Source organism: Pseudomonadota bacterium (assembly GCA_039196715.1).
In the GTDB taxonomy this organism is placed as follows: domain Bacteria; phylum Pseudomonadota; class Gammaproteobacteria; order CALCKW01; family CALCKW01; genus CALCKW01.
Genome location: JBCCUP010000018.1, coordinates 46,386 through 69,023, shown reverse-complemented (window position 1 = coordinate 69,023; position 22,638 = coordinate 46,386). Strand labels below are relative to the sequence as shown.

Below are 22,638 nucleotides of genomic sequence, written 5' to 3'. Positions count from 1 at the left end.
TCGCGGAATAGGGCACAAAGCCTACCCAGCTCAGGCCGGGGAACGTAGTATCGAGCATGGCGGCGGTCTTTTGGTTGGCTGTTTGGTCGCACTTACAACCTTATGCCAATCGACCGCCTGCCTCTCCCTTCACGCTAATGCACGATGAACCTTTTTTTTTGCGTGATGGCGCGTGCTCGACCCGCCAGCGCAGACCGGCCTGCAGGTACAATGGTGTCACTTCACGGCGCGGCGGGCTCGCGAGTCACATGAACGTTTTTCTCGTTGGCCCGATGGGGGCCGGCAAATCGACCATCGGCCGACACCTTGCCAAACGGCTCAAACGTGACTTCTACGACTGCGACATCGAGCTGACAAACCGCTGCGGTGTCGACGTGCCGACGATCTTCGATTTCGAGGGTGAACAGGGCTTTCGTCAACGCGAAAGCCAACTGCTGGACGAACTCACCCAGATGCAGGACATCGTCATGGCCACCGGCGGCGGCGCCGTGCTCGACGGCGACAACCGCGACATGCTGAGGTCGCGTGGCACCGTGGTCTACCTGCGGGTGACGATCGACCAGCAACTCAGCAGAACGGCCGGTGACAAGAACCGACCCCTGTTGCGAGGTGACGACCCGCGTTCGACGCTCGAAGCCCTGCAGGCGCAACGCGAGCCACTGTACGTCGAGGTCGCCGACCACGTGATCGACACCTCGGACAAACCGCCTCAGCACGTGGCGCGCGCTGTCGCCAGACTCATCGAAAAAGGGACACGGCCGTGAACACCGAGTTGCCAACGCCGGCGCTGCACGTCGATCTGGGCGCGCGCAGCTACCCGATCTACATCGGCAGCGACCTGCTGCAGCACGTCGACCTGCTGCGGGCCGCGGTGCCTGGCCGCCAGGTGCTCGTGGTCAGCAACGCGCAAATCGCCGAGCACTACGCCACCCCCCTGCTCGGCGCACTCGCGGACCGCGAGACGCACACCGTGTTGCTGCCCGAGGGCGAGCAGCACAAGACCCTCGCGGCCATCGACAGCATCGTCGACGCGCTGATCGAGCGGGCCTTCGACCGCGAGTGCACGCTGGTGGCCCTTGGCGGCGGCGTGGTCGGCGACATCACCGGCTTTGCCGCCGCGAGCTACCAGCGCGGCGTGAACTTCGTGCAGGTGCCGACGTCCCTGCTCGCCCAGGTCGACTCCTCGGTGGGGGGCAAGACCGGTGTGAACCACAGCCGCGGCAAGAACATGATCGGCGCCTTCCACCAGCCGCAGTCGGTCCTCGTCGACCTCTCGACGCTCGACACGCTGTCCGCGCGCGAATTCCGCGCGGGCATGGCCGAAGTGATCAAGTACGGCCTCGCCCTCGACGCGGATTTTCTGGACTGGATCGAAGCCAATCTCGCCGCGCTGCTGGCGCGCGAGCACCGTGCGCTCGAACACGCGGTCGCGACCAGCTGCGCGATCAAGGCCCGGGTGGTCGCGGCGGACGAGCGCGAGGCCGGGCAGCGCGCGCTGCTGAACCTCGGCCACACCTTCGGCCACGCCATCGAAACCCACACCGGCTACAGCAGTTGGCTGCACGGCGAGGCGATCGCCACGGGCATGTGTCTGGCCGCCCGTCTGGCCGAACGCGAGGGCCTGATCGACACCGCATTGCGGCAGCGCACCGAGGCCCTGTTCGAGCAGGCGGGGCTGCCGACCGAGCCGCCGCACAACCTCGACGCCGAGACCCTGCTCGAGCTCATGGCCCGCGACAAGAAGGCCCGTGCGGGGCAGATTCGCCTGGTCTTGCCGGTCGGTGTGGGCAAATCTGTTACAACATCTGAATACTCTCGTAGGAATATCGTGCAACTTATTGATAAAGCGTGATATGTGCGAGACAATAGTTTGACATGCACGTACCCGAGGTCGAGCTATGCCACGCACAGGCGCCACCCGTCGACACACTGGCGGTCCACTGCAGGCACTTTTCAATCGATTTCAGGCGGGTGCAAGCAGGCCACGGCCATCGACAGACGCGCCCGACGGCCGACTGACCGATCGCGCCATCCTGTCGCTGGGGCTGCACAACCAGCCGTTTCGCGCCCCCGGCGGCCAGATCCCCTACTTCTATAACGACCAGCTCGCGACCCTGCTCGACGAGCTCGAGACGTGCGTGGGCAACGCCGAGACCCTGGTGATCCTCGAGGGCGCCGACGAATCCGGGAAAACCTGCACGATCGCGCAACTGCTCGAGCGCTTCTACGACGGCGGCCACGTGTTCCTGACCCGTGCTGGCGCCGGCGTCAGTGCCGACGCCGTGATCCGAAGCATGCTCAGCGCCTACCGCAGCACCACCCCACAGACCCTGGCCGAGTGCACCGAGCAGCTCGTTGACCACCTGGCTGAAAACGCCGACCTCGGCGCCACCAGCGTGTTGGTGGTCGAGGACGTCGACCGCATGCCGGTCGCGGAGATGCAGGCCCTGCTGCAGGAAGTCGACTGCATCAACGCCCAGATCGCCGAACCGGTCAGTGTGCTGTTCAGCAGCGCCGAGCCCGCCGAGGCCCTGCTCGACGGCGTGCACAGCCAGCACATCGAGGCGGGCCAGGTGGACGCTTTCACCGTGCCGCGGCTCGACGCGGACGAGACCGCGAGCTACATCGCCACCCGTCTCGCCTCAGCCGGCTACGATGACGACTTGCCGCTCGACGAACGCGAGCTGCGCATGGTGACCCACAGCAGCAACGGACTCCCGGGGTACATCGACCGCGCGGCGGCACAGGCTCTGAACACCGCCTTCAACCGCCAACAGTGGCACGCGCTGATGATGCCCGGCCAGTGGTGGCGCGCCACACGGCGCAACCTGCGGTGGGTCCTCGCCGGCTTGACGATGCTCGTGATCGGTCTGGCGCTCGGCGCCTGGAACGCGCAACCGAGAACGCAAGGCGACACGCTGGTGAAAAGCCTGCCGCTGCCGACCAACCCCGGTGCCAACGCCGTGGCCGAGGCGCCGACGGGCGCAGAACCGATCGCAGCAGACAACGCGCTGGAGATCCGCACCGCCCAAACCCGGGTCGAACCGGTCCCGGTGGAGACCGGCAGCACCGAGACCGACACGGCAGCCCGCGCCGCCGAGGTCGATGCCGCCGCGGCGACCGAGACAAGCACAGCGCCGGCTGCCGCAGCGACGGCTGCCGCAGCGACGGCTGCCGCAGCGCCTGCTGTCGAGGCGAGCGCCGGCGAGCGCGTCGAGGTCGAGGAGACGGCTGCCGCCGCAGCGACGGCCGCAGAACCTGCGCAAGAGCGCGTGTCGGCAACCGGGGCTGACGCCACCACAGCAATCGAGTCCACGGCGGCCGAGTCCACGGCGGCAGAATCCACGGCGGCAGCGGTGTCTTCAGACGTGGCCGCATCAGACGACGCCGCCGCGGCAACCGCCGCCGAGACCGAGTCGGCAGCCGTGTCGGTGCAGGCAGCCGACCCGGCCACACCGCAGGCCGCCGCACCCGCACGCAGCGACACGCCCCGCACCGCCGCCAGCGTTGAACCGACACCAGCGACGACGACCACACCGAGCCAGCCCATCAACAACAGCATCCTCGGCGGTGTGATCAGCGGCGAGAAGTGGATTCAACGCCGCGACCCCGACCGCTTCACGGTGCAATTGCTGGCCGGCGCGGACGAAGCGGCGCTGCGCCTGCACGCTCGCCGCCACGGCATGACCAGCCTCAGCGCGATTTACCGCACACTGCGCAACGGCCAACCCTGGTTTGCGCTGGTGCACGGCGATTTCGACAGCAGCGGCGCTGCCCGGGAGGCGGTCGCGTCCTTGCCCGAAGTCTGGCAAGAAAACTCCCCCTGGATCCGCACCTTCGGCGACGTGCAACGGGCCATCGACTGAGGTGCGTGGGTGGCCGGCGAGCCCTGAGCGCGCCACAGCCACCGCCGTCACGCAAATCCGGCGCAAATCACGCGCTTTGCCAGGCTGATATTCAGCCGCTATAATGCCTGGCCGTCGAGGCGATCCCAGACACCCGACGGACCCCGCAAAGACGCAGCGACACGCTGCCGGCTTTGCTTTTTTCGCATTTTGCTCCCCTTCGGACGGGCCCGCAGTCGGGGAACCGTCCCGCCAGTAGCGCGTCAGATGGCAGGCTCGGTCGCCCGTACGCACACTGCGCACACCGGCACCGATTTGCGTCTTTCTTGCGTCGCACGGTGAAGGGTGCCGCACACTGGACTGCGTCAATGAACAATTTGGACAGGCTCGCCGAACACGGCCTCTACGATCCGTCGTTTGAGCGTGACAACTGCGGTTTTGGCCTGATCGCACACATGGACGGTGAGCCCAGCCACTGGGTCGTGAACACCGCGATCACCGCGTTGGCGCGCCTGACGCACCGCGGGGCCGTCGCTGCCGACGGCAAATCCGGTGACGGCTGTGGTCTGCTGTTGAAGAAGCCCGACACCTTTCTGCGTGCCGCTGCGGCCGAGACCGGCCTGAGCCTGCCGGCGCACTACGCCACGGCGCTGGTGTTCCTGAGCCAGGACGCGGCGCGTGCAGACGCCGCCATTGCGACCCTCGAACGCACCCTCGAGGAATGCGGTCTGTCAGTGGTCGGCTGGCGCACCCCGCCGACCGACCACGCCGCGCTCGGCGAGCACGCGCTGCAGTCGTTGCCGCGCATCGAACAGCTGTTTGTCGGCGCGCCCGACGACATGGACACCGCCACCTTCAACCGCCACCTGTTCGTTGCGCGTCGCCGGACCGAAGTCGCCCACGCCGACGACCCGAGCCTGTACATCCCATCGATGACGGCCGACGTGGTGCTCTACAAAGGCATGGTGATGCCCGAAAACCTGCCGGTCTTCTACCAGGACCTGCAGCGCGACGACCTGGCGTCGAGCATCGCGGTGTTCCACCAGCGTTTCTCGACCAACACGCTGCCTGAGTGGCGACTGGCACAGCCCTTCCGCTACCTCGCGCACAACGGCGAGATCAACACCATCCGCGGCAACCGCAACTGGGCACGTGCGCGCACCCAGAAGCTGACCAACGCCCTGCTGCCCGAGCTGCCGGAACTCACCCCGGTGATCGGCATGGCCGGGTCCGACAGCTCCTCACTCGACAACATGCTCGAGGTGCTGATCAACGGCGGCATGGACATCTTCACCGCAATGCGCACGCTGATTCCACCGGCATGGCAGAACAACGACGATCTGCCGCCGGACATGCGCGCCTTCCTGCAATACAACTCCATGCACATGGAACCCTGGGACGGCCCGGCCGGGATCGTGTTGACCGACGGACGCTATGCCGGCTGCTCGATGGACCGCAACGGCCTGCGACCGGCGCGTTACGTGATCACGCGCGACCGCCACATTACGCTGGCCTCGGAGATCGGTGTCTACGACTACGCCCCCGAGGATGTGACCAGCAAAGGGCGTCTACGCCCCGGGCAGATGTTTGCCGTCGACACCGACACCGGCGAGCTGTTGTTACCCAAGGAAATCGACCAGCGGCTTGCCGAGAGCCAACCCTGGGCGCGCTGGCTGCGCGACCACTCGCGGCAACTGCGCTCGCGCCTGCGCGATGACATCCGCGATCGGCCGCCGCTTGACCGCGAGGACCTGCGGCTGCACGAGAAGATGTTCGGCCTGACCTTCGAGGAGCGCGACCAGATCCTGCGTGTCCTGGCCGAAGACGGCCAGGAGGCCATCGGCTCCATGGGCGACGACACGCCCTACCCGGTGATGTCACAGTTGCCACGCTCGCTGTTCGACAACTTCCGCCAGCAGTTCGCCCAGGTCACCAACCCGCCGATCGACCCGTTGCGGGAATCGATCGTCATGTCGCTCGAAACCTGCCTCGGTGCCGAAGTGAACCTCTTCGAGGCCGGCGAACGCGGCGCAAAGCGGCTCGTGGTGCGCAGCCCCATCCTCTCGCGCGCCAAGTTCGAAACGCTGCGGGCGATGTCGGACGAGCGCGAATACCGCAACGCGGTGATCGACCTCAACTACGATCCGTCGCAGCTCAGCCTGAAAGACAAGATTGACGCTGTGTGCAAGGAGGCGATTGCCCGCGTGCGCGCTGGCGACTCGATCATCATCCTGAATGACCGCCGGCTGAGACCCGGCTGCCTGCCCGCGCACGCGCTGCTCGCGACCGGCGCAGTGCACCACGCGTTGATCGAGGTGGGCCTGCGTTGCGATGCCAACATCATTGTCGCCACCGGCACTGCCCGCGACCCGCACCACATGGCCTGCCTGATCGGCTACGGTGCAACCTGCGTCTTCCCCTACCTCGCTTACGAGAGCCTCAACGGCATGGTGGCCTCGGGCCAGATCGACGAAGAGAACATCGACGTCCAGGACCTCGAGCAGAACTACCGCAAGGGCATCAACAAGGGCCTGCTGAAAATCCTCTCGAAAATGGGGATCTCGGGCATCACGAGCTACCGCGGTGCCCAGCTGTTCGAGATCGTCGGCCTCGCCGACGAGGTGGTAGACACCTGTTTCACCGGCACCACCAGCCGCATTCAGGGTGCCGACTTCGACGACCTGCAAGCCGACAGCGCGCTCTGGGCGGCCGCTGCCGAGGACCCGACGGTCGAGCCCGATCAGGGTGGCCTGCTGAAATTCATCCACGGTGGCGAGTACCACGTGTACAACCCCGACGTGGTCAAGACGCTGCAAGCCGCGGTGACCAGTGGCGAGTGGTCCGACTACGAGGCCTACCGCGACACGGTCGACGACCGCCCGCCAGTGCTGTTGCGCGACCTCCTGACCCTCAAGCGCGACCGCAAAGCGATTCCACTCGAAGACGTCGAACCGGTCGAGGCCATTCTGGGCCGCTTCGACTCGGCCGGCATGTCGCTCGGCGCGCTGTCCCCCGAGGCCCACGAGACGCTGGCCGAGGCGATGAACCGCCTGGGTGGGCGCTCCAACTCGGGCGAAGGCGGCGAGGACCCGGAACGCTACGGCACCGAGAAGGTGTCCAAGATCAAGCAGATTGCGTCGGGTCGCTTCGGTGTGACGCCACACTACCTCGTCAACGCCGAAGTGCTGCAGATCAAGGTGGCGCAAGGGGCAAAGCCGGGCGAGGGGGGGCAGCTGCCGGGCCACAAGGTCAACCGGATGATCGCCAAGCTGCGCCACTCCATGCCAGGCGTGGCCCTGATTTCACCGCCACCGCACCACGATATCTACTCGATCGAGGACCTCGCCCAGCTGATCTTCGACCTCAAGCAGGTCAACCCGGAGGCGCTGGTCTCGGTGAAGCTGGTTGCCGAGCCGGGTGTCGGCACTGTCGCAGCCGGGGTTGCAAAATGCTACGCTGACCTCATCACCATTTCGGGCTACGATGGCGGCACCGGGGCCTCTCCGCTAACGTCGGTGAAGTACGCTGGCAGCCCCTGGGAGCTCGGCATGTCCGAGACGCACCAGGTGCTGCGCGCGAACAACCTGCGGGACAAGGTCCGCGTCCAGTGTGACGGCGGCCTCAAGACCGGCCTCGACGTGGTCAAGGCCGCAGCGCTCGGCGCGGAGAGCTTCGGCTTCGGCACTGGCCCGATGATCGCAATGGGATGCAAGTTCCTGCGCATTTGCCACCTCAACAACTGCGCAACCGGTGTGGCAACCCAACACAAGGTGCTGCGCATGCGGCACTTCAACGGCAACGTCGACAAGGTCATGAACTACATGCGGTTCATCGCCGAAGACGTGCGCCGCATCCTCGCCTCACTGGGTCTTCGCAGCCTCGAAGACCTCATCGGCCATCCGGAGTACCTCGAACAACAGCCCGGCATCACTGCGCGTCAGGCGAAGATCAACCTCTCGCCGGTACTCAGCGACGGTGGCATTGCAGACGACGAACCGCGATTCTGCCTCACCGAGCGCAACACACCGTTCGACGCTGCCGAACTCGCCGAACGCATCGTCGCGGATTGCCTCCCGGCGATCGTGGAGAAGCGTGGCGGCCGCTTCCACTACGAGCTGAAGAACGTCGACCGATCGATCGGTGCACGGCTCTCGGGTGAAATTGCCCGCCGCCATGGCAACTACGGCATGGCCGACGCGCCAATCGAGGTCCAGTTCTCCGGCACAGCCGGCCAGAGTTTCGGAGTCTGGAATGCAGCCGGGCTCAACATGGAGCTGATCGGCGATGCGAACGACTATGTCGGCAAGGGCATGGCGGGGGGCAGACTGGTCATACGGCCGCCTGTCGGCGCCGTGTTCAACTCGCGTGAAACACCGATCATCGGCAACACCTGCCTCTACGGAGCCACCGGGGGCGAGCTGTTTGCCGCCGGGCTCGCGGGCGAGCGTTTTGCCGTGCGCAATTCGGGCGTGGTAGCGGTGGTCGAGGGCCTTGGCGACCACGGTTGCGAGTACATGACCGGCGGTTGCGTGGTCTCGCTTGGGCCGACGGGGGTGAACTTCGGTGCCGGCATGACCGGCGGATTCGCCTTCGTGCTCGACCAGGAGCGCCACTTCGTAGACCGCTACAACCACGAGCTGGTCGAGATTGCGCGTATCCACACCGAGGAGAGCGAGGCCTACCGACACCACCTGACCGATCTGCTCGAGCGCTACGTCGACGCCACGCACAGCGCGTGGGGCCACGACGTGTTGGACAACTTCTACGCCTTTCAGAACCAGTTCTGGCTGGTCAAGCCCAAAGCGTTGGAACTCGAGCAGCTGTTCTCGACCCTGCGCCGCGCCGCCTGAGGCCGGCCGTCGCGCCCTGGCGTCGGGGCGCGCAGGAGGTTGGAGGCGTCCGCGTGGCCCGCGGACGCCCACACCGCCCGGCACCGCATGCGAGCGGCCTCTACACTCCCGTTTTCAACGACGACGCACGCGCATGAGCGAGCACGACCCTCAGGCCTGGTTGCAACGCCGCAGCCGCCTCGACCAGGCTGACCACCGCCCCCACTTCAACGCCGGCAGCCCCGACGCGCAGTTTCAGCGGGACCGCGCGCGCATCGTGCACGCCGCGTCGTTCCGGGCGCTGCAATCGAAGACCCAGGTGCTCGGGCTCGGCGAGAACGACTTCTACCGCACCCGCCTGACACACTCCCTCGAGGTTGCGCAGATCGGCTCGGGCATTGTCGAACACCTGCTCACTGTCAACCGCGACGACCACCTTGCCGCGTGGCTGCCGAGCAGCGGGCTGATGGAAGCGACCTGCCTCGCGCACGACCTCGGACACCCGCCTTTCGGCCACGGCGGCGAGGTGGCGCTGAACTACGCCATGCTCTCTGCGGGCGGCTTCGAAGGCAACGGCCAGACCTTGCGCATCCTCAGCCGACTCGGTGAGTTCTCGGAGCGCTGCGGCATCGACGTGACCCGCCGGACCTTGCTCGGCGTGCTCAAGTACCCGGTCACATTCAGTCAGGTCGCGCGTTACGAGACACCGCAACCCGCGACCGCTCCACTGAATCTCCAGGCCTGGCATCCACCCAAGTGTGTCTACGACGACGAGGCTGACGTGATCGACTGGGTGTTTGCGCCGTTCAGCCAGGCGGACCGCGACACGCTGACGGCAGTGGACGATGTCGGTTCAGGCCACCTGCGTTCGCGCCACAAGGCACTCGACACCAGCGTCATGGAGATCGCCGACGACATCGCCTACGGCATCCACGACCTCGAAGACGCGCTTGCGCTGCGCCTGATCACCCCGGAGTGCTGGCACGGGGATTTCGGCCCGGCCGTGCAGGCCTTGCCGGCGAACCCGCTCAACACCGAATTCGATTTCTACTCGAAGAAGTTGCTGAGCGCGCAGCCACACGAGCGCAAGCACGCCATCAGCCGACTGGTACACCACCTGATCACCGCCGTCAGTCTCATCGAGTTGCCCGCGTTCGGGCACCCGTTGCTGCGCCACCGTGCGGTGATGCACCCGGACGCCGAACCGCTGCTCGCGCTGTGCAAGCGCTTCGTGTTCGACAACGTCATCAAACGGCCGGAGGTGCTGGTGCACCGACACCGCGGCCAGCAGCTCATGCTCCACATGTTTGCGGTGCTCGAGGCCAACCCCGAGGAGCTGCTCCCGCGTCCGGTGCTGCAGCGTTTTCGCGAAGCCGACAATTCGCCCCGCGTGCTGTGCGACTACCTGTCCGGTCTCACCGACGTGTCGGCGGTAAAACTGCACCGTCGGCTGACACTGCCGGGCAGCGGCTCGGTGTTCGACCTCATCTAGCGCTGTCTTCACGAGCCGGATAATCGGCTGAACACGGCGCAGGCGTTGCACGCTTTGCTGCGCTTGCTCTGCTGGCCAGAACCAGAACGCACACTGCGCTGCAGTATTTGGCAAATCACTCCACGCCGGCGCTGTTCTCGTTCGATTCCGCAACTTGCGCCGACTGCATCCAGCCGGCGCCACCGCGCTGCTCTGACGTCGCGCGACGCGAGCGGTACACTCTGCGCATGGCCGGCCTCATCCCGCAGTCCTTCATCGACGACCTCCTGGCACGCGTTGACATTGTCGACGTGGTGGAGGCGCGCGTGCCGTTGAAAAAGAAGGGTGCCAACCACCACGCCTGCTGCCCCTTCCACAACGAGAAGACGCCCTCCTTCACGGTCAGCCAGAGCAAGCAGTTCTACCACTGCTTCGGATGCGGCGCGCACGGCTCGGCGATCGGGTTCCTGATGGAATTCGACCGTCTCGGTTTCGTCGAGGCGATCGAGATGCTCGCAGCCGAGCAAGGCCTCGAGGTGCCACGCGAGGGCGGCGACGAGGCCCGGCAGGTCGACCACAGTCCGTTGTACACCGCGCTGGCCGCCTGCGACGCGTTTTACCGGCAGCAGCTGCGCGCGGCGCCTCGTGCGGTCGACTACCTGAAAGGGCGTGGGCTCAGCGGCGCGACGGCCAAACGCTTCGGTCTCGGCTACGCGCCCGAGGGCTGGAACAACCTCGACCCGGTGGCTGACAGCGCCGCCCTGCAGCACGCAGGCATGCTGGCCGGTGAGGGCCGGCGCTACGACCGCTTTCGCGACCGCATCACCTTTCCGATTCGCGACCGCCGCGGCCGTGTGATCGGCTTCGGCGCACGCGTGATCGACCAGGGCGAACCCAAGTACCTCAACTCCCCCGAGACACCACTGTTTCACAAGGGCACCTCGCTCTACGGCATCTTCGAACTCCAGCAGGCGGTGCGCAAACCCGAACGGGTGCTGGTGGTGGAGGGTTACATGGACGTGGTCGCGCTGGCCAACCAGGGCATCGACTACGCCGTCGCCACGCTCGGCACTGCCACGACGACCCACCACGTCAATGCGCTATTCAAGCTCGCGCACGACATCGTGTTCTGTTTCGACGGCGACCGCGCCGGGCGGGAAGCGGCGTGGCGGGCACTGAACAACACCTTGCCTGCGCTTCGCGACGGGCGCGAGGCCCGCTTCCTGTTTCTGCCCGACGGCGAAGACCCAGACAGCTACGTCAACGCACATGGCCAGAGCGGGTTCGAGGCCCTGCTCGACACGGCCACGCCACTGGCCGATTTCCTGTTGCAACACCTCGGCGCCGCCGACACCCGCAGCATCGGCGAACGTGCCAGGCTTGCTGAACAGGCGACGCCACTGATCGCCAAGTTGCCACACGGCGTCTACCGCGACCTGCTCAACCAACGCATCCAGGAGGCCGTCGGCACCGGGGTGCGTGCGCCGCCAGCGACGACGCAGCCTCGGCTCGCCACCAAACCCGACGGCAAACGCCTGACGCCCATCCGCGCGGCGCTGTCGATGATCGTGCAGTTTCCCAACCTGGTAGCCGAGCTCGACCCCGAGGCCTTCGAGTGCAGTGACAGTGACCCGGCCAGCCCGGTGTTCTACAAGCTGGTGGGGATCGCCGCGTCGCTGAGCCGCCCCACCACGGCCACCCTGCTGGAGCGCTTTCGAGACGACCCACTGCACGATGCACTCGCGCAGTTGGCCACCGAGCAATTGCCCGACGGCCGGGACTACGACGCCGCCGAGGCCCGGTCGCTGCTCGAGGAGAGCCTAGACCGGTTGCGGCGCACCGCACGCGCCGACGAGGCCGCCAGTCTGTTGCAGAACCGGCACCTGGGTGAACTCTCTCAAGAAGAGCGCGACCGCTACCGCCGCCTGCTGCGCGAGAGCAAGGGCTGATGGCCCACGTGCCGCGCTTCTACACCGACGCGACCTTGGCCGTGGGAGCCAGCGTGCCACTGTCGCCCGGTGCGTCACGGCACGCGATCAGCGTGTTGCGGCTGCAGTCGGGCGCGGCGATCGAGCTCTTCAACGGCGACGGCCAGGCCTACGCTGCCGCGCTGAGCGTCTCCGGGCGAACCGCCACCGCCGCGGTCGAGCGGTGCCACGCCGGGCCGGCACGCGGCCAACCGATCACACTGGCGCTCGGCGTGTCGCGCGGCGACCGCATGGATTACGCCTTGCAGAAGTGCGTGGAGCTCGGTGTCGCGCGAATTCAGCCGTTGATGAGCGCCCGCAGCAGCGTGAGGCTCTCGGCCGAGCGACTGCCGAAGAAACAGCAGCACTGGCAGAACGTGGTGATCAGCGCCTGTGAACAAAGTGGCCGCTGCGATCTCCCTGCCCTCGACCCGCCCTGCAACGTCGAACCGTTCCTGCGCGACACCGCACCGGGGCTGGTGCTCGATCCGCGCTGCGACACGCTGATCAGCCAGGCCCCGCTGGCCAGCGCGCCTGGCCCGAGCGTCATGGTCGGACCGGAATCGGGTTTCAGCGAGGCGGAGCTGAACGCCGCTCTGGTGCACGGCTGGCAAGGCGTCTCGCTCGGCCCGTTGGTGTTGCGCACCGAAACCGCAGCGGTGGTCGCCGTCGCGCTGATGCGCGCCCGTCAGGCACTGCTGTAGGCCGCGTGCTCAGGCGTCGGCCGCCGGCGCGCCGTCCGAGAGGCCGCTGAGATGCCGACCAATCGCGTCGAGGTCCGGTATGACGCCCGCCTTGCCGTCGAGGGTGATGTGGCTCGCAACGCAGCCGACGCCCGCGTCGGTTGCGGCCGAGCGCGACACGTTCGCGCTGTCCACTTCGACCACCCAGGGGGCCGCGGCGAGCCGCACGGCAAAAAACGGCGGTGTCTCGCCGACGTCGACCCGCCGGATCAGCGCGATGTGGCCAATGTCACTCGAACCTGTTCGCAAGCTGCAAAGACGCTCAAGTGACAAGAGTGGCACCACGCCACTGCCGTCCCGTTGGACACTGCCCAACACCCAGGCAGGCGCGTGCAGCGGCGGCGCCGAGACGCGTTCGTTGTAGAGCAGCGCGTGCACCAGCGCACTCGGCAGCAGCGCAAAGCGCTCAGAGAGCGGCATGACCAGGCAACGCAGGGGTTGAAGCGGGGCGCGAACCACGTCGTCGCCGGACACCTCAGACCACCGACTCGGACTGCATGGCGCGGTCCACGGCGTCGAGCAGCAAGCGGCCCGAACACGGCTTGTCGAGGAAGTAGTCGACCCCGAACGCCGCGACCCGCGCGCGGCTGTCGGGGTCATTCTGCGAGGACACTACCACCACGGGGGCGGACGCGGTCTGCGCGTCACCACGCAAGCGCCGCAACAACTCGAAGCCGTCCATGCCGGGCATGTCGAGGTCGAGCACGAAGGCGTCCACCGGGTGGACCTCAAGCTGTTGCAGCGCGTCGAGTCCGTTGCGTGCACGTACCACCCGGTAGCCGCCCTTGCCGAGCACGTGGGCGTTGGCACGGCGCATGGTAACCGAGTCGTCGACGACCATGACGCAGCTCGCAACCGCCGTCGCCAGCACCCGCGTCTCGTCGCCGATCTCGACGAGGGCCTCGTGGCCGGCCCGTTCGAGCAGCAGTCCGGCGACGTCGAGCACCAGCACCACATCGCCGTCGGCGAGCACACTGGCGCCGCTGTAGCCGCGCAGTTTCTGCAGCTGGGTCCCGCCACCCCGGACAGGCAGTTCACGCTGGCCGACCACCCCGTCGACGTGCAACGCGACGCGTTGCTCACCAACGTCCATGAGGATCAGTTGGGCGTGCTCGTCTGCGCCTTCGGGCTGCCACTGGGCGATGCCGAGCAGCTCACCGAGGTGTTGAATCGGGAAGCTCGCGCCGCCGTAGCCGTAAGACGCAACGGCCTTGATGTAGGCATCGCGCACGGTGTCGTTCGGCACCTGTTCGACACTGACCACCTGGCTGACCGGCACGGCAAAACGCTGATCGCCGGCGCGCACGATCACCACTTTCTCGATGCTCAGGCTCTGCGGCACCCGCAGACCGAAGACCGCCCCCGCACCAGGCTGGGTCTGGATGCTCAGGTTGCCACCGGCCTCGCGCACCTGGCGGTTGACCACATCGAGGCCCACACCCCGCCCGGCGTGCGCATCGACGGCGTCCGCTGTGCTGAACCCCGGCGACAGGATGAGGTGGACCAGCGCGTCGTCGTCGCCTGGCAGGTCGAGCCCGCGAGCCGTTGCCGCGGCGCGAACACGCGCCAGGTCGATGCCACCACCGTCGTCGGCTACACGGATCTGCACACTGCCGTGCTGTTGGAAAGCCTGCAACACCACCCGGCCGCGTGCGTCCTTGTTGCGTTGCAGCCGCGTGTCAGTGGGTTCGATGCCGTGCACGACGGCGTTGCGCACCAGGTGCTCGAGCGGGCCGACGAGCCGGGCCAGCAGGCCTCTGTCGACCGTGAGATCACCGCTGGTCACACTGAGCGACACAGTCTTGCCGGCCGCCGCCGCAGTCTGTCTGACCAGACGTTGCAAGCGTGGCACAATGCTCGAAAACCGCACGAGCCGGAGCTTCAGCAGGCCGTCGTGCAAGGCCGTACCGGATTGGCGCTGCGCGTCCAGCGCCGCGCGCGACATGCGCAGCTGATCGCGGATACTCTGTTGCACGGTGTCGAAATCGCGCAGAGACTCCTGCACGCCCTGTGGCAAGTCGCCGGCGCGCTGTGCAGCGGCAACCGTTCGCGCGTGCTCCTCCACCCGTCGGATCAAGCGCGCGAGTTCGTCGAGTTGGTCCTGCGCATCGATCAGGCGATCATTGAGTGCGGCGCGGTGCAAAGCCACATCGCTCGCGAGCGCGGAGAGTGCACCCACTTCCTGGCTGCTGACACGCAAGGTGTCGTCCGACACGTCTGCGCCCGTGTCGTCGCCAAGCGGGTCGACCGGCGCAGCGCCGATCGGGGTCGGTGTGGATGCGGGTTCGGGGCTCAGCGCCGGTGCCGCAGGCGCCTCGACCTCGGGTGGGACGTCGGCGCCACTGAGTTGCTCGGCGATGCGGTCCAGGCCGAGCTGGATGCGATCGAGGTCCGAGACTGCCGCGGCACCGGGCGCCGCGACGCCGCCCGCGACCACCGTCTCGAGCGTGTGCGCGGTGTCTGCGACGGCGTCCGCACAGGCGACCCGCGCGCTGCCCTTGAGCGTGTGCAGCGCCCGCATGAGCCGCTGCGAGGCGGCCGTGTCACCGGGCGACACCTGCCAGTCGGCGAGCGCAGCCGACGCCGAGGCCAACAGTTCCTCTGCCTCGTCGTTGAACACCGCACGCAGGTCGTCGGTGACCTCTGAATCGTCCTCGTGCACCGCGAGGCCGAGCACCGCGCCGAGGCCCTGCCACTCGCGGTGGAGTTCGACCGCGGCCGGGTCGCAGGCCCGGTGCACGCTGAGGTTATCGAGGCTGCGCTCGATCGATGCGAGCGTGCGCTCGACGAGCGCCATCTCGATCGCCGGCACACTGGCGCTGCTGCGCTGGTAGTGCGCAAAGACGCGATCGAGCTGCACCAGCGGCTCCGCCACGGCACCGACTTCGGCGAGGCGTGCGCGTTGGACCAACGCGTCGATCAGGTGCCGAACCGGGTCGTCGACCAACAAGCCCCCAGCCTCGTCCAGGCGCTGCTCGAGCCGGGCCCGCAGTGCCACGAGTTGCTCGCCAGCCTCGGCGACAAAAATGGCCCGCAGGTCGGCGTCGCAGGCGTACTGCGGCGTGTCCCCCACCCCGTCGAGCGTGTGTGTGGGAAGCGGGAGGCGTTCCTCCGGGAGGCGTCCCTCCGGCAGGCGCTCCTGCGGCAACGGGTCTTCCGTGGCACGGTTCTCCCTCGCACGCGCCGCCGCCGACCCGGCCGCCCGTTCGTGTTGGGACGCTGTGGCCTCGGGCGCATCGGACACGCCCTCCGGGGGATCGATGATCTGCGAGGCGACCTGTTGCTCGATCTCGGTCAACGAGGTGAAGCACGCGCGCAGGAAACCACGGCCGTTGAGGTCGTTGTCCTCAAGCGACCGCAAATACAAGTCGAGTGCTGCCACCGTACGCACAACGGGGTGGCTGTCGTTGGCCGCCCGCAACGCGTCCGGTTCGATGTGCCCGAGCACACTGACCAGGCGCCCGAAGGCATCGTGGGCCGCGCGCAACGAGACAATCTCGAGCGCCCGGTTGGCGTCACGCAGCCCGTCGCAGGCCTCGCGCACAGCCAGCTCGGTCACCTCGGTTTGTACGGTGCGGTTGCTGGTCAGGGCTTCTTCGAAACTGTCGAGCGCCTCGCGGAGCTGGGCAATCACCGCCTGCAACAACTGCTTGCGTTCCTCGCGCGGCATGCGCGACAGGGCCGACTGTTCGACGTCCAGCTCCTGGCTGCAATCGAGGTCATCCGGCGCACTGGAAAGGCGGTCGAGCTCGCTGTCGAGCAGGCGGCTGCCTTGCAACAGCACTTCGGCGAGCGCCGCCAGAGCGCGCGCGTTCGTGTGGCGGTCGCGGATACCGCGGAACATCGGCACCGACGTCACGAGCGTGGTGCGCGCCGAACTCATGCCGAGCACCCCGAGAGTTTCGCACACGCGTTCGAGCAGCAGGCCAGCCGGTCGCAGGGTCTCGTCGGCGCTCACGTCACTGTGCGCGAAGGCCAGCACCGCGTCACGCACGCGCTCCAACTCGCCCTGCACCTGGTCGCGCGCGGCGGACAGCAAGCCCGGCGCGAGCGATTGACGGGCCCGCTCAACGGCGTCGTCGGTGTCAGGGGTCAGCGCCAGCAGGTCGTCTAGCCGGTAACGCTGACGGACCACGGTCAGCACGTCGCTGGCGTCGCCCGCCTGCGCACAGTAATAGAGCAGGTTGCGCAGCAGCTCCGGCGGCAAAGACACCACCAGGTCGCGTTCGCCGTGCTCCACGGCCAACTTGATGCACCGTTCGATCTGGCCGAGGACAGCCTTGGTGGCCGGTTTGAGTTCGAGTGCGCCGACCCGCAGGCCGTCGATGACCGCGCGCATGATCAACCACAGCATACGCACCGAGCGCCGGCGCGACGCGTCGCGCAAGGTGTTGAGGCTCCAGGCGAGGTGATCGAGCGCGCTGGCCGCGGGTTCGCCGCGAATCAACGCGAGCAAGGCACGCATGAAATGCGGGCGCACGCGCTGCGCGGTGGCCGACAGCGTGTCGGTCGACGACGAGGCGCCGAGGTCGTCCGGCGGCAGGCGGAACAGCGGCAACCGCATGACCGAGTCCGAGAGCAGCGCTGCGCCGCGCACCACACGCAGGTCGTTGAGCACCGGCATCAGCACCAGCGGCACGTCACGCCCGCCCAGCGCGAGGCGCTGCACGTAGCCCGGCAGTTTCGCCGCGGCGAACATCAGCGCGGCCGTGGCGTCAGTCGCGTGCTCGAATTCGCCCTCGATCACCCCGTCGACCACACGCACCATCTCGACCAGCAGAAGGTGCGGACCGTTGAGGCCGGTCAGCGCACACACGTCGCGTGCCTCGATCAGCCTCGGCAAGACGACCGCGAGTTCGTGCGCATCGTTGCCGGTGTCCGACACCACCGCGAGCTGCTGCTCGATGGTGAACAACGCGTACCCCAGCTCGCGCAGGACGTCGTGGATAGGGCGCGGGTAGAACCGCGGCGGGGCGCTCGGCACAGACATCAATCGCTGAGCTCCAGATCCGGCTCGCGGCGCACCGCCCGCGCACCCACCGGTCGGGCCGAGGGCGGCGCGTCGACAGTGAGCCGTGCAGGTGCCGCAGGGCGCTGGGCCTTGACGGTGCGCCGGGCGGCCCCGATATCCGCTTCGAAACGCGCCAGCAGGGCGTCGATCGCGTCGGCGTGTCGTTCTTGGGCGCGGTCGAGTGCGTCATGCCGGCCGTTGAGGTCCTGCTGGCCCCGCACGTAAGCCTTCAACTGTGAGGTCGCCTGTGTCACCGAGCGCTCGTGGGCGGTGTGTGCTTGTGCGGTGCCCTCGAGCGCGTCGAGCGTTCGCGCAGCCGCGTCGGCCTGACGACGGCGCAGCGCATCGACGTGCGCCCGCGCCTTGACCACGCTGTCGTTGAGCCGCTGAAAATCACCGGACAGCACGGCGTCGGGGTCACCGACGCGGATGCGCGCGTTGACCTGCAAGAGCGCCGCGTGCTCACCGAGCTGACGCAGCGTTTCGGCGAGCGCCGCCGTCTCGTCACACCGCTCGGCCCATTGCTGCGCGTGCTTCTGCGTGTTGGCCAGGCGGGCGCGCGTGGTCGCCATCTGGTTTGTCGCCTGCCGCTGGGTTGCCAGACGCTGGTCACCGAGTTGAGCGACCAGTGCACGCGGTTTGCCGAGCTGCGCGAGTGCACGCGCGGCCTTGCGGGCATCGGCGGCCAGAGCACGCAATTCCGACACGCGTTCGCGCCCGGCCTGGTTGAGCTGGCGCAGCGCCCCGTTGTGCCGCTTGTTGTCGGCGGTGAGCTTGCGCAGCATCTTGCTGAAGCGCGCTGTGGCCGCTGGCGTCTCCCGACCGCGCGTCGCGCGCGCCAACACCGCCGCCTTGCCGAGGCACAACAACGCGAGCACGCCCAACCCGACCGCCAGCCCGTGCAACCAGCGCAGGCGTGCCCGATCGGTCGCGCGTTCGCCGATGTCCGCCCGCACACCCCGACTCGCCGCCGAGGCGGCGGAGTCAACTGCGCCCGCGGCCGGCCGCTCGGGCGCGCGCGCCTCGAGCGCAGCGAGGCGATCTGCCGCCTGCTGGACCGCGACGGCAACGGCAGACAGCCCGGCGCGCGTCGCGTTGGTATCGAGCCGGGTCAGCACGCTGCGCACCTCATCGGACGCCGCTGACAAGGGTGCAGACAACGCCTCGACGCCGACCGCCCGCGCGCGCTCGGCGAGCGTGGCCAGGGTCACGGGCACCTGCGCCCAGGCGACCCGCAGGGCCGGCTCGGTCTCGGGCTGCGCGAGCGCGACCCGCGCCAGACTGAGTGCCACGGCAGTGGACTCGTCCAGTTGATCCGCGGTGGCGCGCGAGAGCGCCGCGTACCGGCTGCGGTGCCGGGCGTCGGCTTCGAGTGCACGCCAGCGCCGCTGCGCCGTCTGCCAGTCGGACGCGGTGGTCGAGTCGAGTGCCGCCACCAATGGATGGTCGAGCGCTGCCAGACGTTCAAAGGCCGCATCGGCCTGCTCGAGCTGCGCGGCGAAGCGGTCGATCACCGCCGCGCCGGGCTGCGCCGCGGCGAGTGACACGCCATCCGAGCGCAGTTGCTGGACACGGATGTGCACCTCAGTCGCGAGGTTGTGCCGCTGCTCGACCGCCGGCGCCCAGGCCAGCCAGGCGACGGCCGCGAGGCCGGCGGCCAGCGCCAGCGCGCAACCGCACCACAGCCAGCCGGCTGCGGCGTCGCGCGCCTCGCGCGGCTTAGATGGACTCGAGGTCGACACGCTGAAACCTCGGCTGTGTGGCGATCTCGGCCAGACTCAACACGGCGAGCGTCTGCCCCTGGTAGTCACAGGTGGCGCCGGGCGGGGCCGACACCGCGTGCAGGCCAAGCAGGTCGTCAACGACGAAACCGACCCCGTCGGTGTCGGTGCCGTGCACCAGCACGCGCCGCAGGCTGGACGCCGCGCTCGGGTGCCCGTGCAGGTACCCGCGCAGGTCGTTGAGCGGCAGCACACGCCCCCGCAGGCTGCCGAGCCCGAGGTACCAGCTGGCGGTGCCAGGCACCCGCGTGACACGCGGCATGTCGATCACTTCGGCCACCTCCGCAACCGGTACGATCGCCCGCTCGTCGCCCAATTGGCAGACCATGCCGGACCACGCTGCGTCCGCCGCCGGTGCCGTGCGCTCACCGACACGCGGCGCCCCGCCCCGCACGCTGTAGTCGTGCAGGATGGCGAGGGGAGACCGGGGGTGCGGTGCGGATTCGGTGGCGCTCATGGTTTTGTCGCCCGGTGCCGGCTCATGCGCCGGCCGGTTCCGCGTGTTTGGCGAAGTGGGTTCGAATGGCGGCGAGCAGATCGTCCCGCTGGAACGGCTTGGTCAGGTAGCTGTCGGCACCGACAAGTTTGCCGCGCGCCTTGTCGAAGATGCTGTCCTTGCTCGAGAGCACCACAACCGGAATGTGACGGTAATTGACGTTGTGCTTGATCAGCGCGCACACCTGGTAACCATCCAGGCGCGGCATCATGACGTCGACGAAGATGATGTCCGGGTTGTGCTCCGCCACCCGGGCCAGTGCCTCGAAACCGTCGCTCGCCGTCACGACTTTGGCACCGGCTTCGACCAACAGGCTCTCCGCCGTGCGTCGAATCGTCTTGCTGTCGTCGATCACCATGACTTTGATGTTGTCAGGCAGGGCGACTTCTGTGGTCACGGGCGTCTCCAAACGCAAACGGGTCGTGGCAGACTTGGCATCAGGTCGGTGCGGGCTTGCAGAGCGCGCAACCGCGCGCGCCGCGGTAAAATGGCGTCCACCGATGCCGGGTCATTCTAATCCGTTTGGCTACTTGAAACACCCTTTTGACCCCCCATCTGAATCCACTGGTCCCGGCGCTCCAGGTCGGTCACACGCGAACGGAGGACACCCGACATGACGATCCAGATTGGCGTGGTCATGGATCCCATCGAACACATCAAGCCGGTCAAGGACAGCTCGCTGGCCATGATGCTCGCCGCCCAGGCGAGGGGGTGGGCCGTGCACTACCTGCAACCCGCAGACCTCTACCTGCGCGACGGTGAAGCCTGCGCGTCGCGCCGTGCCGTGCGCGTCGCGGATGACGAAACGGACTGGTTCTCGCTCGGCAACGCAACCGACGGTCCGTTGGCCGAGCTCGATGTGATTCTGATGCGCGTCGATCCGCCGTTCGACATGGACTACATCTACGCCACCTACATCCTCGAGCGTGCCGAGCACGCGGGCGTGCTGGTGGTCAACAAACCCCAGTCGCTCCGCGACGCAAACGAAAAGTTGTTCACCGCCTGGTTCCCCGACCTCTGCCCGCCGACGCTGGTCTCGGCCTCGCAGGCGCGCTTGAAATCATTCGTCGAAGAACAACAAGACACTGTCATCAAGCCGCTCGACGGCATGGGTGGCGAGTCGATCTTCCGACTCGGTCAGGCCGACCCCAACCTCAACGTCGTGCTGGAGCACATGACGCGACGCGGCCGGCGGCAGTGCATGATCCAGAGCTACCTGCCCGCGATCCGTGAGGGCGACAAGCGTATCCTGCTGGTCGACGGCGTGCCGGCACCCTTCGCCCTTGCCCGCATCCCGAGCGCCGGCGAGACCCGCGGCAACCTCGCGGCCGGCGGCCGCGGCGTACCGGTGCCACTGTCCGACAGCGACCGCGCCATCGCCGACGCCGTTGCCCAGCCGCTGCGCGACCGCGGCCTTCTGTTTGTCGGGCTCGACGTGATCGGCGACCGCCTGACGGAGATCAACGTCACCAGCCCGACGTGCATCCGGGAACTGGACGCCGGCTGCGGTCTCGACATCGCCGGCGACCTGATGGACGCCATCGCGCGCCAGCTGGCAGCCGCCTGACGCGGTGTCAGCGCCCTATACTTGACGCTCGACCGGAGCCCGCCCGGGGACCATGCGCGAGATCGCCACACCCGAACCCATCACCTGGTCGCTGATCGCGGCGGCCGCGCTGCACGCCGCGGTGCTGGTGGCGGTGGGGTTCGTCTCGTTCACCCAGGCCGACACCCCGCCGGCCCACCTCGACGTGGTGCTGGTGCACTCGCCGGCAGACGAAGCGCCCGACGAGGCCGACTACCTGTCGACCACCGATCAGGCCGGAGGCGGCACGCGCGAGGACACCCAACGGCCGACCAGCCCGGTCAAGGGCACCGAGAAGATCGACACCGCCGGACTCGCGATGGCACCCGAGCGTGCCGCCGAGCCACAGCCGGTCGTGGCCTCGCAGGATGTGCTGCTCACGCAACTGTTCTCCGACCATCAGGTGACCGACGACACCGACGCCCGCCGCCGCCCGGTGGAGGACGCCGAGCGCCAGAGCGAGACCATCGACCGCAACCTCGAGGTGGCCCGCCTCAGCGCCGAGCTCGACGAGCTGCTCAACACCTACGCCAAGCGCCCCCGAAAGGCCTTCGTCTCCGCCCGCACGCGGGCTTCCGACGCGGCCGCCTACATGCACGACTGGGTCGAGCGTGTCGAGCAAATCGGCAACCTCAACTACCCCGCTGCCGCGCGCGCGCGCAGGCTCTCCGGGCAGCTGTTGCTGACCGTTGGCATCCAACGCAACGGCGACATCGAGAGCGTCGAGGTCCGCCGCAGCAGCGGTGTCCCGGCGCTCGACCGCGCAGCCGTGGACATCGTGCGCATGGCGGCACCGTTCGACCCGCTGTCAGCCGCCTTGCGCGAGCGCACCGACATTCTCTACATCACGCGCACCTGGGAATTCTCGAGCAACGCGACCTTGCAGAGCGACCGCTGAAACCCGGCCTGC

Annotated in this window: 14 protein-coding genes; 9 read left to right on the top strand and 5 right to left on the bottom strand. The window is 67.9% G+C overall.

The annotated features are described in order from the left end of the window. Nucleotides 1-248: 248 nt before the first annotated feature. The 7 genes from aroK (at nt 249) to AAGA11_08820 (ending at nt 12,816) form a co-directional block, all read left to right on the top strand. Nucleotides 249-764 (top strand): shikimate kinase AroK, encoded by a 516-nt coding sequence (gene aroK / locus AAGA11_08850; protein MEM9602959.1) that lies wholly within the window; start codon nt 249-251, stop codon nt 762-764. Then, nucleotides 761-1,852, top strand: a complete 1,092-nt coding sequence (aroB, locus tag AAGA11_08845; protein MEM9602958.1) for a 3-dehydroquinate synthase — start codon at nt 761-763, stop codon at nt 1,850-1,852. The genes aroK and aroB overlap by 4 nt, the downstream gene beginning before the upstream one ends. 46 nt (nt 1,853-1,898) lie before the next feature. After that, nucleotides 1,899-3,866, top strand: coding sequence for an AAA family ATPase (locus tag AAGA11_08840; GenBank protein ID MEM9602957.1), 1,968 nt, complete (start codon nt 1,899-1,901; stop codon nt 3,864-3,866). Between the two features lie 347 nt (nt 3,867-4,213). After that, a complete protein-coding gene (gltB, locus tag AAGA11_08835; GenBank protein ID MEM9602956.1) occupies nt 4,214-8,695 on the top strand; it encodes a glutamate synthase large subunit in 4,482 nt (1,493 codons plus the stop codon). Nucleotides 8,696-8,828: 133 nt separating this feature from the next. Then, the gene (locus AAGA11_08830) at nt 8,829-10,166 is read left to right on the top strand and encodes an anti-phage deoxyguanosine triphosphatase (GenBank protein ID MEM9602955.1); all 1,338 of its coding nucleotides are present in this window, start codon (nt 8,829-8,831) and stop codon (nt 10,164-10,166) included. Nucleotides 10,167-10,393: 227 nt separating this feature from the next. Further along, on the top strand, nt 10,394-12,094 hold the full coding sequence (gene dnaG, locus AAGA11_08825) for a DNA primase (protein ID MEM9602954.1): 1,701 nt from the start codon (nt 10,394-10,396) through the stop codon (nt 12,092-12,094). Beyond that, nucleotides 12,094-12,816: a 16S rRNA (uracil(1498)-N(3))-methyltransferase gene (locus tag AAGA11_08820; protein MEM9602953.1), complete on the top strand. Its 723-nt coding sequence runs from the start codon at nt 12,094-12,096 to the stop codon at nt 12,814-12,816. Before dnaG ends, AAGA11_08820 begins: the two co-directional genes overlap by 1 nt. A gap of 9 nt (nt 12,817-12,825) precedes the next feature. Here AAGA11_08820 and AAGA11_08815 read toward each other — a convergent pair whose 3' ends face one another. Genes AAGA11_08815 through AAGA11_08795 form a run of 5 tightly spaced genes read right to left on the bottom strand, consistent with a single transcriptional unit; the run spans nt 12,826 to nt 20,501 of the window. After that, nucleotides 12,826-13,329 (bottom strand): hypothetical protein, encoded by a 504-nt coding sequence (locus AAGA11_08815; GenBank protein ID MEM9602952.1) that lies wholly within the window; start codon nt 13,327-13,329, stop codon nt 12,826-12,828. Between the two features lies 1 nt (nt 13,330). Beyond that, on the bottom strand, nt 13,331-17,845 hold the full coding sequence (locus AAGA11_08810) for a response regulator (GenBank protein ID MEM9602951.1): 4,515 nt from the start codon (nt 17,843-17,845) through the stop codon (nt 13,331-13,333). Then, entirely contained in the window at nt 17,845-19,608 is a 1,764-nt protein-coding gene (locus AAGA11_08805; GenBank protein MEM9602950.1) for a hypothetical protein, read from the bottom strand. The genes AAGA11_08810 and AAGA11_08805 overlap by 1 nt, the downstream gene beginning before the upstream one ends. Next, the gene (locus AAGA11_08800; protein MEM9602949.1) at nt 19,586-20,104 is read right to left on the bottom strand and encodes a chemotaxis protein CheW; all 519 of its coding nucleotides are present in this window, start codon (nt 20,102-20,104) and stop codon (nt 19,586-19,588) included. Before AAGA11_08800 ends, AAGA11_08805 begins: the two co-directional genes overlap by 23 nt. A 22-nt stretch (nt 20,105-20,126) precedes the next feature. Continuing rightward, a complete protein-coding gene (locus tag AAGA11_08795; GenBank protein ID MEM9602948.1) occupies nt 20,127-20,501 on the bottom strand; it encodes a response regulator in 375 nt (124 codons plus the stop codon). Between the two features lie 255 nt (nt 20,502-20,756). Here AAGA11_08795 and gshB point away from each other — a divergent pair, with 255 nt between their 5' ends. Both gshB and AAGA11_08785 read left to right on the top strand, forming a co-directional pair. Next, nucleotides 20,757-21,710, top strand: a complete 954-nt coding sequence (gene gshB / locus AAGA11_08790) for a glutathione synthase (GenBank protein ID MEM9602947.1) — start codon at nt 20,757-20,759, stop codon at nt 21,708-21,710. Nucleotides 21,711-21,762: 52 nt separating this feature from the next. After that, entirely contained in the window at nt 21,763-22,626 is an 864-nt protein-coding gene (locus AAGA11_08785) for a TonB family protein (GenBank protein ID MEM9602946.1), read from the top strand. Nucleotides 22,627-22,638: the final 12 nt, after the last annotated feature.